We start from the raw sequence: 16,452 nt of genomic DNA, 5'->3' as shown, positions 1-16,452 counted from the left end.
TGGGTGCTGGGTTGTTGGATGATGGGATGATGAATGTTTGACGGTTCTTTTAATTAACCCACAAGCCAGTCTTTAAAATCCTTTACACGCTCTCTGCTCACGGTAATTTCTTCGTCGGGCTGAAAGTTTAATTCCACTTTATAGTTGGGCGAAGTATGAATATTTTTAATATACTCTGAATTGATGATAAACTGTCTGTTCACACGGAAAAACTTCTGCTCATCAAGAACTTCTGTGAGTTCATCTAAAGTAAAATCCGTTGGGAAATTTCTTTCCTGAGTTTGCAGATAAACAATCTTATTTTCGCTGTAAAAACAGCTGATTTCAGAAGTCTGAACGATTTTTAGATTGTAACCGATTTTAACGAGAATTCTGGAAAGAGTGGATTTGTCTTTTTTGATTAAATCCTTTATTTCATGAGAATTAACGGCGTTACCTGAAGGAATAAACGATCTGAATTTCTCTAAGGCAGCAGACAGATCTTCCTCCATAATCGGTTTCAGAAGATAGTCGATGCTGTTGAGTTTAAAAGCTTTTAAAGTATACTGATCAAAAGCGGTGGTGTAAATCATAAATGCTTTCGTCGGAACTTTTTCAAAAATATCAAACGAAACACCGTCGCCCAAAACAATATCTGAAAAAATAAGCTGGGGATGCTCATTTTCAGAAAACCACTGTACACCTTCTTCCACAGATTCTATTTTGCCCACAATTTCGATATCCGGAAATTCATTGAGCATTCTTTCAATCTTTCTTGCTGCCGGCTTTTCGTCTTCTATGATGAGTGTTCTGATCATGGTTTGATTTTCGTTTTAAATCTGAACTTTAAAATTAATTAAATCTTTCTGTTCTTAAAAATTTATCGGTTTTTTACCTTTATTAATTTCGTTTTGCAGCACTTTTTCTTCCCATTCAGAATTTAAAACAAATAATTTTACAGCTTTTACAGCAATGACAATTCCCCAGATTGTCAGGATAATTGATCCTGTAGAAATGGCTTCAGTAAAATCTCCATATTTAACAAATCTTCTTGTGAAAATAAATAATGCTATGATTCCGAACCACATGCAGTTCTTGTAGAATGATTTCAGTTCTTTTACTCTTTGTTGTGCAGTTTGATATTCCATGATGTTTATTTTTAAATTGTTATTAAATTTTATTTAAAGTGTTTTTGAGCTTCTTTTTTCTCTGTCCATGAGTTCCTGAATCTTTTTCTCTTCCCAGTCTTTTCCGATTCCGAAAGTATTTACAGCGTGTGCAACAATTCCGATACCCCATCCCAACATTGGCCAGTAAAACCATAAATGTTGAGGAGATGTGATCATGTTAATGATAATTAAAAACGGAATAACGATGCAGTATGAAGCAAGATTTCCGTAGAATCCTTTAAGATCTTTTACTCTTTTTGCTGCTTTTTCGTAAGCTAAGTTTTCTTTGTTGTAAGTAAGATTTTCCATGATGTTTTATTTTAAAAATTAATATCTGTTTGTTTTTTGCTGAGACAAATGTAGAACAGAAAACAGCCTCAAATCAACTTAATGTAACCGAATGGTCATTTTTGGCTACTGAACAGCAAAAATCCCGACTCAGACGAATCGGGATAATTTTTTTTAGAAGTAAACTGACTTCAGTAAATGAACGGAATCAGCATTTTCGTTTTCTTTCTGTAGTTGAGATAATCATCTCCGAAAGTTTCTATCAGAGCTTTTTCTTCCACAGCAATCCTAAATCTGAACGCTACAAAGACCGGAATGAAAACGATAAACAGTGAAACCCAGTTATTAAGATACAAACCCAAACCCAAAAATGTGAGTAGAGCAAAACTGTAAGACGGATGTCTCAGAATCTGATAAATACCATCCTGTTTAATTTTATGATCCTGCCGGATGCTGACATCTACCGTAAAGTATTTTCCGAGGCTCCGAATAATCATCCACCGGATAAAAACACCTGTTATAATCAATGCTAAACCGAAAAAGTATATCCATTGCTGATCTGTAATTTTAAATGCTGTTGATTTTGAAACATACACACCGAGAAAAACCGATGGCATAATCACCACCCAAAGGATATTCAGCGTTGAGCTGTCCTTTTTTTCTGCCGTTTCATCAGACTTTAAAATTCTTTTGTAATAGATTTCCGAGGCAAGCCAAACAGTGATGGCTGCATAAAATACAGCGTTAAGAGTTTCCATTTTTATTATTCTTTTCCATCAGTTCTTTTATTTTTTTCTCTTCCCAATTTCTGAAAAAACTGAATCTTGGGAAAAATACAAACAGCGCATGAATCAGAAGCCCGATTCCCCAAAATGTTGCGGTTATGAAATTTTTAAACTGGAAATAACTTTCGCCAGGGTTCAGATTGTTATAATTAATAAATACGATGAGAATATTTACGGCAATGTAGGAAAACAGATGCCCGTAAAATCCACGAAGTCGGTCTACCTGTTTCTTTGCCTGCTGGTATCGGTAATTGTTTGAATTAATTTCTTCCATTTTTTCCGTTTTTCTGTTGGTTCATAATTTCCTGAATCTTTTTTTCCTGCCAGTCATTTCCTATTCCAAATACCTGAAATGCATGTGATGCAACACCAATTCCCCAGCCCAGCATTGGCCACCAGAACCAGAGATACTTACTGTTTGTGTAGAGGTTTACAAATATTAAAAATGGGATGATAACACAGTAAGAAATGAGGTTTCCGTAGAAACTTTTAAGCTCTTTTACTTTTTTTCGGGCTCTTAGGTAGGCTTCGTTTTCGTCGTGCGTTTTTTCGCTTACAATCTTTGGTTTTTCAGCGAGTACAGGTAATTTAATTTTAAAATAATCTTCAGATTTTTCAATGAAGACATTTCTTTTGGTTAAAAGAGCGTAGCGTTGCACGATGTTTGCCAAGCCAATTCCGGCACTTTCTTTCAACTGTTCCCTTGCCTGAAGATTGTTTTCGATGCAAAGACAGTCGTTTTCAGTAAAAACTTTTATCATCAAAGGCTTCGATGAGGTGGCAAAATTATGTTTGATACAGTTTTCCAAAAGTAATTGTAGTGAAAGCGGAACGACAAATTTTCTGAGGTCATTTTCATTGACATTAAATTCAAAATCCACGCTGTCTTCAAATCTTGTTTTCAGTAATTCACAATAGGTTTTAGCGAAATCCAGTTCATCCTGTACCGTCACCAGTTCTTTGTCTTTCTGTTCCAGAACGTATCTGTAAATCTTTGACATTGAGGCAGTAAACTTCTGAGCCTGCCTCGGATTTTCATCTATTAATGAACTTAAAACATTTAAAGAATTAAACAGAAAGTGTGGGTCGAGCTGGTTTTTTAAACTTTCAAACTGGGCGTTGGCAGATTTGGCGATGAGTTTCTGTTCTACCACTTCTTTGCGGGAAGTTTTTTTCAGTTCATCCATAAAGCCTTTCGCATGAAGAAAGGCTGATATCAAGAGCGCAACATTAATCGTAAACCAATTGATAAAATTATACCTTCCACTAAAATACTGCTGAGTGGTTGCCGCCTTTTGAAACACGACAAAATTCATATAGTTGCAGAAGTAAACGAGAATTGTATTCGCAATCAGAATAACGACAATACTGATAATGGCTCTCTTTGTAGTCGCTTCAGACCATGGAAATTTCTTGTTGAGATAGTCATTGATCAAACCATTTCCCGCCCCTAAAAAGAAGGAATACATGAATGAAATGAGCACAGTCAGCAGAAAGTTCTCCAGTGTTTTCTCTTCTGTAAATGCAAAAAAGAAAAACATTGATGTTCCCAGCGAAATCCACGCTAATGTGATAAAATTCTTACGTTTCATAATTATTTTACAAGCTTTAGAAAAGCATTGCGCACAAATTTAAATATTATTTTCCTGCCCCTTGGCTGATGAAGTATTCAGCTTCAGATTTCCCCCAGTTTGGATCTAAAGAAGTTTTAGGTTTAAATGAATTGTATTTTTCCAATGCGGTCTTGAAAAGCTCAATTCCTTTGATCTGGCTTCCACCGTACTGCGCCGGAGTAAAATACATATCTTCAGCCTTTATCAACGTCACTCTTGGGTTTTGAGGGTTTAAACTCTCTGCTTTTTTCAGTGTCTCATCGGCTTTCATACCGAATGTCATGTATCTTTCCATTGGGTTAACAACCATTTTCAGAGAATAAATCATCTTCTGAAGCAGATAAATTTCAGAATTATTGGCGTCGGCAGCCATGGCAAGATCTACATATTTCTGAGCAGTATCGGCCACTGCATCAAGCTGATCCATTTTTCCTTCACGCATCAGAGTTCTTCCTTTCTGAATCTGAGCAAAGGCAGCGTAGTAGTTCGGCAGCCATTTCCCTTTTTCTTTCTCTGCAATTCTTACGAAATCATTCGATAAAGCATGAAGCTCATCCGGAGTTTTTGAGGTTTCGATTTTGGCAGTTTTATCAGCCATCACTTTTTCGTAAGTGGTTTGTGCAAAAGTTATTAAGCTTATTAAACTTAAAGCAAGACTTAAAATTAATTTTTTCATGATTGTAAAATTTTTAAAGTTAAATATAATTGATTTTTTTAAAGATTGTTGTTGATGGCATCCTGCGTTTTATCGACTCCGAAACTGATGAACATTCCTACGAAAACAAAGGTATTCACAGGCGGAACGACGGCTGATCTGAAATTTCCGTTGGACGAAAAATTGTATCCGTAAATATTATTTCTCCCCAAAACATTGGAAATGCTTAAAACAAAAATGGTAAACGCTTTCGAATCTTTTTTCCCGAGGTTTGGAAGATAATTGAAACTTAGATTAAGCGAACTAAAATCTTTTAAACTCCCTTCGTTTCTGATAATATTTTCGCCGTTGCTGCTTACAATATCATAATACGGGCGGCCTTTGGCATAATTAAAAGATAAATTGGTTCCGAATTTCAGTTTTGGGAAAAACCTTTTGGCGACTAAAGCAACGGTGTGTTCCGAAGCGAAATTTGGTCTTAAACTCATCGGATAATTCAGGAAATCTCTTTTTGAATCTAAAAAAGAATAGCTGATCCAATAATCGATGTTTTCAAAGGTCTTCTTGTCTCTGAAAAAGAATTCAACACCTTTCGCAAAGCCATTTCCATTGTTGTTGACTGCAGTCTGTACCGGCTGGGATTGCCCGGGAATACTCGCAATATTCTGAACTTTAACCAGATCATCATACTTTTTATAAAAAGCTTCCAGCCTTAAACTTCTTCCCTCTGTACTTCTCTGAAGCTGAAAAATATAATGTTGTGACTGCTGAAAACCTAGTTTTGCCGCTGAATTGATGTATTTGCTTTCCGGATTCTGATAAAAGATCCCGTAGGCGAGGGAAGTCGTCCATTCTTTTGCCAAACGGTAGGCTAACGCAACCCGGGGAGCAAAGTTGGCGGCTTTGATGAATGAAGAATATTCTCCTCTCGCTCCGATTTTCGCTGAAAACCTGTTGCTGAAACCTAAATCTGTTTCCACAAAAGCCGAAGAAATTAAATCAGAATAATTTTTGTTGATTTCCTGTACAGAAAGTTCTTCGTTAGCATGGTTCAATTCAAAACCACCACGTACAGCGCTTATCCTGTTGATTTTTCTTTCTAAAACAGCTTTAAAATTTAAATAGTTTCCGTCAGTCAGAACTCTCGTTTCATCTGATTTTACAGATTGATTTTCTGTTGCAAAACGAAGGTCTGACCGGTTGAATGAATAAGATGTTCCTAAATTTAAAAGGTATCTGCCAAATTTCTGGCGGTAAGAAAGTGTCTGAAAAGTATTTTTTCCTTTTAAATTAACCAGTGAATGTTCATAATCAGGTTCAAGACTCGGCATTTTCACACCCATGACGTCTGTGCTGAACATGCCGTAATATTTGAGGAAACCACCGGACTTTGTTTTAATTCTAAAATTGGCGTCTCCGTTGAATCCACTTGGTGGTTCGTGAAAATTGGTATTGAAATTAAAGACTTCCTGCATCAGTTTTAAATTGGAATAGCCAGCGCTCGCCCCAAAAGAGTGGGTTTTCTCATCATTTACCCTTTGAAATGAAGCATTTAAGAAAATTGGAGCCTCACCAAAATCGTAAGAAGACTGCTCAGGAAGATCCACACTTTCCAGCATCAAAGCTCCAGAAAGTGCCTGTCCGTACAAAGCCGAATAACCACCGCTTGAAAATATATTTCCTTTAAAAAGTGAAGTGTTGAAGCGGTCCCGTCCTGCAATTCCCGGCACCGAGTTTGAAAAATAATTGTTGATTAAGCTTCCGTCCATAAAAATTTTAGCCTCAGAACTCGTACCGCCACGAATGAAAAGGCCTTCTGTTTCGCCAACTTTCTGTACACCCGGAAGATAATTTAAAGCAGATGAAATCTGTCCGTCTGCTCCTGCTGTTGTGTAAATATCCAATGGAGTAAGCAGTGCCGTTGCCCTGTTTTTGTCGCTCGCCTCAATAGAACCTGCGGTGATGACCACGGCATCGATCTCGCTCACTTGTTCCTTCATATCAACCGACAGTTCAATATTTTGATCTTCTATCTGCAAAGGCTTTTCAGTCTCGATATATTTTGGATGAGAAAACTGTATGATATGACTTCCTTTTTCTGAGGTTTCAAAAGAGAAATTTCCGCTGCTGTCGCTTGTGGTGCCATCGTAAGTGTCTTTCAGCGTAATATTTACCTGAGGAATTCCCTTGTTTTTGTAGCTTATCTTTCCCGAAATCTTAATCTGGGCCGTTGCCGAGGCAAAAATCAGATTTAAACTTAAAATAAGGATGCGAAGGCTGAAAGTTTTCATTGGCTAATAATTTGATGTAAAAATACACAGTTCATCAAAAGCCTTCAATTAAATTATGCTGAACGGTCATTTTTAAACTCCGAACGGTATTTTGATTTGTACTGAAACTTTTATGGTTTTAGATTTTTTTCAGTTTCAAATTATTCAACACTTTAAAATAATAATAAAATGAATTTAAAAACAATTACATTATTGGGTGGTTTTGTCCTGTTTACCGTGTCTTGCGGAGCCAGCAAAACATACGACATTATGCCAAAGAGCGACACTAAAACTGCCGGAACAGTAAGTTTTACGGAAACAAATGGCGAAGTCACTCTGAAAATTAAAGCCAAAAATCTAACACCCGGAATTCACGCGGTACACCTTCACGAGAAAGCCGACTGCTCTGCACCCGATGCCACATCGACCGGCGGACACTGGAATCCTTCAAAAATGGATCACGGAAGATGGGGCGGCGAGCACTTTCACATGGGCGATATCGGAAACCTGACAGCTGATGCCAACGGAAATGCCGAGCTGACGTTTAAAACCGATAAATGGTGTCTCGACTGTGTAGACGAATCTAAAAATATTCTCGGAAAGGGAATGATTATCCACGCCGCAGCGGACGATTTCCAGACTCAGCCAACTGGAAATGCTGGTGGCAGAGTAGGATGTGTGGAAATTAAATAATGAACGTCATTGCGAGGAACAAAGCAATCTCTTCAACATTGTAAGCTTGTTCAACAGATTGCTTCGTCGTTCCTTCTCGCAATGACAAAGTACTGTTAGGAATTATTAAATAAATAAATGCCGGTTGATTGTAACCGGCATTTATTTTAGTTTTCTGTAATTAATCCCAATTCTCCGTAATGTTTTTTAAACTTCTGAATTTTGGGACCTACTACAGCGCTACAATAAGGTTGCGTAGGATTTTCACTGTAATATCCCTGATGATACTGTTCGGCAGGCCAGAATTTTTCTAGAGGTGAAAGTTCTGTAACGTAAGTTCCGTTCCATCTTCCGGATTCTTTAGAAACTTCGATTGCCTTTTCAGCTTTAGCTTTTTCAGCTTCGTCTTTGTAGTAAATCACCGAGCGGTACTGGGTTCCGATGTCGTTGCCCTGTCTGTTGAGCTGCGTAGGGTCGTGAAGGAAGAAAAATACATCCATCAACTGCTCATACGAAATTACATGTGGGTCGTAGGTAAGATGTACCACTTCAGCATGACCGGTTTGTCCGGTGCAGACCTCTTCGTAAGTCGGGTTGTCTTTTTGTCCGCCCGAATATCCTGAAACTGCCGATTCTACACCTTTCAGCATATTGAAACAGCTTTCAACACACCAGAAGCATCCTCCGCCAAAAGTTATTTGTTCAAATTGATTGTCCATTTTTATTGAATCTTATTTAAATTTTAAAAATGCTTTTAAAAGCCTTTCAAAATTAGGAAAAATCTTGCCAAAAGGAATGTGTTTGAGGTTCGATTCGGTAAATAATTAAGATTTAAAATCACCATCAAAAAAATGAGACGTGTAACTTAGGAGATTTAGACGTGTAAATTTAAAAGTTTAGACGTGTAAATTTAAAAGTTTAGACGTGTGAATTTTAGAGGTTTTAATTTAAATCAAAAATTCATGCGGGTGAGTTCAGGAATTCATGCGGATGAATTGAGTAAATCATGCGGGTGAATTGGAAGATTGATGCGGGTGAATTTCTGAATCAATTTGCATGAATTCGAAAATGCTCCATAGGAGCAATATCTGTGTAGAAAAAATAGTCAGTGTTGACGGTGCGTTCCGTAGGAACGCTATCTCTTTTCATTCGATTCATTTGAATTTAAACAAAAAAAAGCATCCCCGAAAGAATGCTTATATGATTTAAATTTATTTAAAAATTATTTCTCCCAAACCAATGCACTTGCGCCTAAAATAGCAGCATCAGCTTCATCAAGTTCAGAGAAGACCAGTCTTACTTTATTTCTGAAAATAGGAAGAAGATTTCTTTCCATGTGAAGTTTTGCAGGTTTTAAAATAAAATCTCCGGCCTTAATCACTCCACCAAACAAAAGAATGGCCTGCGGGGAAGAAAACATTACAAAATTTGCCAACGCCTCACCCAGTTTCTGACCTGTATATCTGAAAACTTCTATCGCAACAGGATCTTCTTTCAAGGCACATTCGTGAACCGTTTTTGAATTGATAGATTCTTCAGGGTACTGATTCAGCATGGAATCCGGAAATTCAGCACGCATTTTCTTTGCCGTGATGGCAATTCCGGTAGCCGAAGCGTAAGATTCGAGACTGCCTTCGGAGCCTGTGCTCCAGTGTTTTCTGCCGCCTGGTTTTACGATGGTGTGACCTAATTCTCCGGCAAAACCATCGCTGCCGTAAATCAAATGTCCGCCGGAAACAATTCCGCTTCCTACACCGGTTCCAAGGGTAATCATGATAAAATCTCTCATGCCTCTTGCGGCACCGTACATCATTTCACCAAGCGCTGCTGCGTTGGCATCGTTGGTCATTTTGCAGGGCTTACCAAATTTTTCGGTCATTAAGTCTGCAAACTGAATCACGCCTTTCCATGGAAGATTGGGAGCTAGCTCAATAGTTCCTCTGTAGTAATTTGCGTTGGGAGCTCCGACACCGATACCTTCAATTCCTGCCTCACAATATTCTTCAATCAAGGGTTGAATCTGCTCGTAAAGCGCATCCACAAACTCTTCAGGTGTGCTGAACTGGTCGGTTGGTAAAGACCCTTTGGTTAAAATCTGACCTCTGTGGTTGACGAGACCAAATTTAGTATTGGTCCCACCGATATCGATACCTAATGCAACCTGTTTTGACAAATCTACTACTGACATTTTCTTATTGTATAATTTCGAGGCAATAAATTTATAAAAAAGATTGTATTAATAATCAGTAAACCTGATTTATTTAAATTCTTTACATCGCTTTTCTGGTCTTCTTTCTTCGTCCCCACCAGATTAAAAAACCTGTCACTGGCAATGAAGCACAGATTAAACTCACAATAAATGCAATGATTTTCGTTGGTAAACCTAAGATTGATCCAACGTGGATATCGTAATTGGCAGCCACAGTTTTTTCACCAAAGTTCTTGTCTTCGTGATTGTAGGTGTGCAATAGTTCGCCTGAATTTTCATCAAAGATCAGACTGCTGTTTTTGTGATAAGAGTAGGAAAGATGCTTCACAAAGACAGAAAAATTCGGGTGCTCGTGATCGTCCATGTGAGGATGTCCGAGATCGATAGCAAAGCCATATGACTCTGGATATTTTGCATGAACTGTCGAAATGACTTTGTCTAAAGTAGTTTCGTTTCTCATCTCAATGGGTGCTTTCGTCGTGATGTTAGAGAAATCAGGATACACAGTGTTTCCACCTGAGAAAATGAAGTAAATCGCTGCCTGAACCACAAAGAAGGCATAAAACAACCCTGTAATCGAGAAAATGAGAGCAAAGATAGAAGCGTAAAAACCTAAGACGTTATGAAGGTCGTAGTTTTTTCTTTTCCAGCTTTTGATGTTTTTCCATTTGAATGAAAATCTCTGTTTTCTTGCGGCTTTGTTTTTTGGCCACCAAAGGATAATCCCTGAAATCAGCATAATGACGAAGATGATTACGGGAATTCCTACGACATATTTTCCCCAGTCCTGCTTCAGTAAAAAACTCCAGTGAATGGTTTTTACAATCTGAAAAAAGCCGTTTTTCTCATCAAATACTTCTAAAACTTTTCCTGTGTATGGATTGACGTAAGCTGATTTGTAGATAGGAAATTCATCAAAATAATTCCATGCCTCGGTGTTGTGCTCGTACCAGTAGAACTGATAAGACATTTTTTTATCAATAGGAATATTGACCCAATGGATTTTGTATTTTTCTCTTACCTGCTCATCCACCATTTTCTCTAAAATACGAATAGGCAATACCTGCTTTTGAGCAATATTTTGCTCATTGTGATAAATGACTTCTTTCCTCGTGAAATTCTCTACTTCATCTTTAAAGACAAACAGAGTTCCGGTGATAGAAACTATAAAAATAATAAGCCCAACCGACATTCCCAGCCAGAGATGCATCTTGCCTGTCCATTTTTTGAATGCGGTGGGTTTCTTTTTATGGTGATGTTTTTTTCTCATGACTTAAAACAAAAAACTATTCCCGAATAATTTCAGGAATAGCGAATTTATAAATTTTTGATTTTAGAACTTGTAAGTAACCGTTCCAAGGGCATTGATGAGTTTTTGTGGGTTTGCAGTAGAATATCCAATCCAGTAGTGTTGGTTGGTAAAGTTGTCAACTTTTACTCCGATTCTGAATTTTTTAGCATCGAAAAAAGCATTCGCATTCAGTACAAAGAATTTAGGAAGGGTAAAAGATGTAACTGTTCCGTCGGTTTCAAGGTTGTTTAGAATTTTATTTTCGTCTGCATAATTTCCACCAATACCAAATCCAAGACCTTTTAAGCTGCCATCCAGAAACTGGTAGCTTGCATTAAAGTTACCTAACCAATGCGAACCGGCTGTGGCAGGTCTAAGGCCAGTTGACAAATCTTCTGTGTCATTGTATGCAAGACCTCCAATTAATGAGAATCCTTTTACTAAATAAGCATTTACTTCAAGCTCAACCCCCTTGCTGTGTATTTCACCAGTTTGGTTTTGAATGGCTCTGTTGTTTGAAGTATATCCGGTAGTTACAAGATAGTTTTTAGCTTTAATATCATAATAACTTACTGTCGCGTTAATCTTTCCGTTAATTAAATTGGTTTTAAAACCTCCTTCAAACTGATTCGCTCTTTCAGGATCAGATAAAGCTATATTTCCGGCTGCATTAAACGTATAGTATCCGTTGCTTTTAAAGCTATTCTGATAATTTCCAAAAACAGAGAATTTATCTTTGGCAATCTCATAAACCAAACCGGCTTTTGGCGACCATGCAGACTGAGTGTATGGATCCGTTGGTACCATGAAAACATCACCTCCTTTAAATTCGTTGCTTTCATATCGGATTCCCACCACCAAATTTAGACCTGTAACAGGGGTAAATACGTTGGACACGTAGCCACTGTAAGTATTGAGATGTGCATTTACATCATAGTTGCCGATGTTTCCTGGATTGCTGTAAAGGTTACCCATTACAGCACCATTGAATCCTGAGTAATCTCCACCATTCGCCGGAACAGGATTAAATCCGCCATCTACAGTAAGGTAAATAAATCTTGATCTGTCTTTAGTTTTTAAGAAATCAAAACCAGCAACCGTTCTGTTTCTCATACCGTTTCCGAAAGTATAATCAAAGTTGAAATTCTGCTGAATCTGAAACCACGATTTTTTACTGTCTCTTGTTCCCTGGTCGTATCTGTTAACAAATACCTGATCTGCCACAACACCGGCAGAAAAGTAAGGACCGAAACCGTCAGAATAACTATGAGAATTATTGATATTCGTAGACGATCTGATATTGTCGTTGATTTTATAATTAATCTGACCGAAGATGTTGTTTACTCTTGCAGTTGTATATAAATCGTCACCTAAATAAGACTGTTTATAATTCAGACCCTTGTTTTCAAGATCCTGCATGTTGTTGATTCCCCCAAGAGATCCTGGACTAAGGTAGAAAAACAGCTGCTCTCCAACAGCTCTCGTGTTGAACATCTCGTATTCTACATTAAACTGCAATTTGTCTGAAGCATTGTAAGTCAATGAAGGTGTGAATGCAAAAAATGAGTTTTTCTGATCTGTTTTTTGAAAAGTACCCTCATTAGTATATGCCGTGTTTATTCTTAACAGGAGTTTTTTGTCTTGCGTAAGCGGAGTGTTGAGGTCAGCCTGTGCTCTGTAGGTATTATAACTTCCTGCCATTAAAGAAACATTTCCTCCGAAAGTTTCGTTAGGTTTTTTTGTAACTCTGTTGATCAGACCGCCGTAAGACGCAACATTACTTCCGTATAATGTTCCCGAAGGACCTTTTAGGACTTCCAGTTTTTCTAAGTTTACTGCGTCAATCGTTGTAGTAACAGGAGATACCAACCCGTTTCTCATAGAGCTGCTGGATACGAATCCTCTTAAAACAACAAATGCACCTCCGTCACCCGCTCTGCTCGTGGCATTCCACATTTTCTGCAAACCAGTTACGTTTCTGTAAGCGTCATCTACAGTGAAGATTGCCTGATTTTCCAAAGCAACTCTGCTTACTGAAGATAAAACCTGAGGATCTTCAATAGCTTTTAAAGGCATTTTGTTTGAGTACTCACTATCCTTTTTAAGTACGGTGTTAATGATTACTTCTTCAATATTTTTGGAGTTGGTTGAATCTTTTTCCTGTGCAAAAGCGAAAACTGTTCCTAGCAGTGACGCACAAATCAATAGCTTATTCATGTAGACTTAATTTTCTGCAAATATATTCTTTTTAATTATTCTAAATAAATTTTGAAATTGATATTTGTCATATTTAAATCACATTTAATATTCAATAAATAACAAAAAAACCGTCTCAAAAGAAACGGTTTTTGTATAAAATGAAATTTATTCTCTTATGCAGGAATTTCTCCTTTATATAAGAATGAGATAATTTCTTTGTTTAATTTATCGATCATTTCGCTGAACAAGTGGAAAGATTCCTGCTTATAGATTACCAACGGATCTTTCTGCTCGTAAACAGCTCCCTGAGAAGATTTTCTCAAATCATCCATTTCACGGAGGTGAAGTTTCCAGTTTTCATCGATGATAGAAAGCGTGATATTCTTTTCGAAATCATTGATCATGGTTTCACATTTAGAATCGTAAGCTTCCTTAAGATCAGTAACGATAGTCATTGTTTTGATACCATCCGTGAACGGAACCTGAATCATTTTAAACATAGAACCCTGATTCTGGAATACATTTTCAATAATCGGGAAAGATTTTTCTTTCAACAGATTCAGTTTCATGTTGTAATCTTCCTGCGCTGCATTGAATAAAGCAGTCGTAAGATCAGCAACCGTTTTCGATTTGAAATCATCCTCAGAAACAGGAGATTCCATTGTGAAAGTTTTGATGATTTCGTACTCAAACTCTTTATAACTTCCGTTTGCTTTTCCTTTCGCTACGATAGAATTGGCAACATCGAAAATCATATTCGTGATGTCATACTTCAGGTGATCACCGAACAATGCGTTCTTTCTTCTTTTGTAGATTACGTCACGCTGTTTGTTCATTACATCATCGTACTCCAATAGTCTTTTTCTGGTTCCGAAGTTGTTTTCTTCAACCTTTTTCTGAGCTCTTTCGATAGATTTTGAGATCATAGAATGCTGAATTACTTCACCTTCCTTGTGACCCATTCTGTCCATCATTTTAGCAATTCTTTCAGAACCGAACAAACGCATTAAGTTGTCTTCCAAAGAAACATAGAATTGCGAACTTCCCGGATCTCCCTGACGTCCCGCTCTACCTCTTAGCTGTCTGTCAACACGTCTTGAATCATGTCTTTCAGTACCGATAATTGCCAAACCGCCTGCTTCTTTTACTTCTTTTGAAAGCTTAATATCCGTTCCACGACCTGCCATGTTGGTTGCAATGGTTACAACTCCCGGCTGACCTGCTCCTGCCACGATTTCTGCTTCCTTTTTGTGAAGCTTCGCATTCAGAACCTGATGTGGAATTTTTCTTAACTGAAGTGCCTTGGAAAGCAACTGAGAAATCTCAACCGACGTTGTTCCAACCAAAACCGGTCTTCCGGCAGCGGTTAATTGTTCAACTTCTTCAATTACAGCATTGTATTTTTCTCTGTTGGTTTTAAAAACCAAATCCTGTTTATCATTTCTCAAAATCGGACGGTTGGTAGGAATTACCACAACGTCTAATTTATAAATCTGCCAAAGCTCACCAGCTTCAGTTTCTGCTGTACCCGTCATCCCCGCAAGTTTATTGTACATACGGAAATAGTTCTGAAGGGTAACTGTTGCAAAAGTTTGCGTTGCAGCTTCAATTTTTACATTTTCTTTAGCTTCAATCGCCTGGTGTAAACCATCTGAATAACGACGGCCTTCCATGATACGACCGGTCTGCTCGTCAACGATTTTTACTTCACCGTCGATTACAACGTACTCATCATCTTTTTCGAACAATGTGTAAGCTTTAAGCAACTGGCTCATCGTGTGAACTCGCTCAGATTTTTCTGCAAAATCTGCAAAAAGTCTTTCTTTAGCTTCAAATTCTTCCTCTTTAGATAAATTTTTAGCTTCAACCTCTGCGATCTCAGTTCCGATATCCGGAAGTACAAAGAAATTGTTATCTGAATTTCCCTGAGACATGTATTCAACACCTTTATCTGTAAGGTCTACCTGATTGTTTTTTTCTTCAATTACGAAGTAAAGATCTTTATCTACAATCGGCATTTCGCGGTTGTTGTCTGCCATGTACTGAGCCTCAGTTTTCTGAAGCAATGCACGGTTTCCGCTTTCTGATAAGAATTTAATCAGCTGTCTGTTTTTTGGAAGCCCCCTGTAAGCCTGAAGCAATTTGAAACCACCTTCTTTAGTATTTCCGGCAGCGATTAATTTTTTAGCTTCGTTAAAAATTGCAGAAACAGTTTTTTTCTGAACTTCCACAATTCTGTCGATAGAAGGTTTAAGAACATCAAATTCCTGTCTGTCACCCTGAGGAACCGGACCGGAAATAATCAAAGGTGTTCTTGCATCATCCACCAAAACTGAATCTACCTCATCCACTATGGCAAAGTTTAATTCTCTCTGAACCAATTCGGAAGGAGAACTTACCATGTTGTCTCTCAAATAATCGAAACCGAATTCGTTATTTGTTCCGTAAGTAATATCTGAATTGTATGCTTTTCTTCTTCCGTCTGAGTTCGGTTGGTGATTATCAATACAGTCGATAGACATTCCGTGGAACTGGTACAAAGGTCCCATCCATGCGGAGTCACGTTTTGCCAAATAATCGTTTACAGTTACCACGTGTACACCTCTTTCTGGAAGAGCATTAAGGAAAATAGGAAGAGTTCCTACCAAAGTTTTACCTTCACCGGTTGCCATTTCGGCAATTTTACCGCTGTGAAGAATTACCCCACCGATAAACTGCACGTCATAATGCACCATATCCCAGTTTACAGGAGTTCCGGCAGCGTCCCAATGGTTTTTCCAAACCGCCTGATCGCCTTGTATTTCTACGAAATCTTTTCCGGCAGCTGCCAACTGTCTGTCCCAGTCTGTAGCTGTCACACGGATTTCTCCGTTCTGAGCCCATCTTCTGGCAGTTTCTTTTACCACTGCAAAAACTTCAGGAAGAATCTGCAGAAGCACTTTCTCTTCAATTTCGTAAGATTCTTTTTTAAGTGTATCAATTTTTGAGAATAGAGCTTCTTTTTCGTCAACGTTTGTTGAGTTTTTGATCAGCTCTTTTGTTTCTTCAACCTGAGCAGTAATTTTGCTGGTTGCAGATTTGATATTTTCTTTAAACTCGGCAGTTTTACCTCTTAAACCATCATCAGACAATTGCTGAATTTCAGGTTCAACAGCTTTGATTTTTGTTACAACTTTTTTTACTTCCTTTAGGTCCTGCGCTTTCTTGTCTCCCAAAAACCCTTTAAGAACTTTGTTTAAAAAACTCATTTATTTAGCTTTTAGCAAATAGCTTATGGCTAATTGCGTTAGTAATTATATAAAAAAGCCAATGACAGAAGCCA

14 protein-coding genes are annotated in these 16,452 nt (G+C 37.8%); 1 reads left to right on the top strand and 13 read right to left on the bottom strand.

The window, feature by feature from the left end; translation table 11 throughout:
- Positions 1–53: 53 nt before the first annotated feature.
- The 8 genes from ASG31_RS02505 to ASG31_RS02470 form a co-directional block, all read right to left on the bottom strand.
- A complete protein-coding gene (locus ASG31_RS02505) occupies positions 54–797 on the bottom strand; it encodes a LytR/AlgR family response regulator transcription factor (protein WP_056027555.1) in 744 nt (247 codons plus the stop codon).
- 54 nt (positions 798–851) lie between these two features.
- A complete protein-coding gene (locus ASG31_RS02500; RefSeq protein WP_056027554.1) occupies positions 852–1,127 on the bottom strand; it encodes a 2TM domain-containing protein in 276 nt (91 codons plus the stop codon).
- Between the two features lie 33 nt (positions 1,128–1,160).
- Positions 1,161–1,457: a 2TM domain-containing protein gene (locus ASG31_RS02495; protein WP_056027552.1), complete on the bottom strand. Its 297-nt coding sequence runs from the start codon at positions 1,455–1,457 to the stop codon at positions 1,161–1,163.
- 170 nt (positions 1,458–1,627) lie between these two features.
- Positions 1,628–2,194, bottom strand: coding sequence for a methyltransferase family protein (locus ASG31_RS02490; protein WP_056027550.1), 567 nt, complete (start codon positions 2,192–2,194; stop codon positions 1,628–1,630).
- Positions 2,181–2,495, bottom strand: a complete 315-nt coding sequence (locus tag ASG31_RS02485) for a 2TM domain-containing protein (protein ID WP_056027549.1) — start codon at positions 2,493–2,495, stop codon at positions 2,181–2,183. Before ASG31_RS02485 ends, ASG31_RS02490 begins: the two co-directional genes overlap by 14 nt.
- Positions 2,482–3,813, bottom strand: coding sequence for a 2TM domain-containing protein (locus ASG31_RS02480; RefSeq protein WP_056027547.1), 1,332 nt, complete (start codon positions 3,811–3,813; stop codon positions 2,482–2,484). Before ASG31_RS02480 ends, ASG31_RS02485 begins: the two co-directional genes overlap by 14 nt.
- Positions 3,814–3,859: 46 nt before the next feature.
- On the bottom strand, positions 3,860–4,510 hold the full coding sequence (locus ASG31_RS02475; protein WP_056027545.1) for a hypothetical protein: 651 nt from the start codon (positions 4,508–4,510) through the stop codon (positions 3,860–3,862).
- A gap of 38 nt (positions 4,511–4,548) precedes the next feature.
- Positions 4,549–6,780 carry a TonB-dependent receptor gene (locus tag ASG31_RS02470; RefSeq protein ID WP_056027543.1) on the bottom strand — a complete coding sequence of 744 codons (2,232 nt, stop codon included), beginning with the start codon at positions 6,778–6,780 and terminating at the stop codon, positions 4,549–4,551.
- A 168-nt stretch (positions 6,781–6,948) separates the two neighbouring features.
- On the opposite strand from ASG31_RS02470, the gene ASG31_RS02465 reads away from it, so the two are divergent.
- Entirely contained in the window at positions 6,949–7,452 is a 504-nt protein-coding gene (locus tag ASG31_RS02465; RefSeq protein ID WP_056027541.1) for a superoxide dismutase family protein, read from the top strand.
- A 146-nt stretch (positions 7,453–7,598) separates the two neighbouring features.
- Here the strand turns inward: ASG31_RS02465 and msrA are convergent, their stop codons facing one another.
- The 5 genes from msrA to secA form a co-directional block, all read right to left on the bottom strand.
- Positions 7,599–8,150, bottom strand: a complete 552-nt coding sequence (gene msrA / locus ASG31_RS02460) for a peptide-methionine (S)-S-oxide reductase MsrA (RefSeq protein WP_056027539.1) — start codon at positions 8,148–8,150, stop codon at positions 7,599–7,601.
- 503 nt (positions 8,151–8,653) lie between these two features.
- Complete coding sequence (locus ASG31_RS02455; RefSeq protein WP_056027537.1) at positions 8,654–9,619, bottom strand: ROK family protein; 966 nt, start codon at positions 9,617–9,619, stop codon at positions 8,654–8,656.
- Positions 9,620–9,701: 82 nt separating this feature from the next.
- Positions 9,702–10,910: a PepSY-associated TM helix domain-containing protein gene (locus ASG31_RS02450; RefSeq protein ID WP_056027535.1), complete on the bottom strand. Its 1,209-nt coding sequence runs from the start codon at positions 10,908–10,910 to the stop codon at positions 9,702–9,704.
- Between the two features lie 63 nt (positions 10,911–10,973).
- Positions 10,974–13,148 (bottom strand): TonB-dependent siderophore receptor, encoded by a 2,175-nt coding sequence (locus tag ASG31_RS02445; RefSeq protein ID WP_056027533.1) that lies wholly within the window; start codon positions 13,146–13,148, stop codon positions 10,974–10,976.
- 155 nt (positions 13,149–13,303) lie between these two features.
- Positions 13,304–16,378, bottom strand: coding sequence for a preprotein translocase subunit SecA (gene secA / locus ASG31_RS02440; RefSeq protein WP_056027531.1), 3,075 nt, complete (start codon positions 16,376–16,378; stop codon positions 13,304–13,306).
- Between the last annotated feature and the right edge of the window lie 74 nt (positions 16,379–16,452).

This window comes from Chryseobacterium sp. Leaf404 (assembly GCF_001424145.1).
Lineage (GTDB): Bacteria > Bacteroidota > Bacteroidia > Flavobacteriales > Weeksellaceae > Chryseobacterium.
The sequence above is the reverse complement of the archived record's forward strand: the minus strand, read 5'-3'. Positions and strand labels throughout refer to the sequence as shown.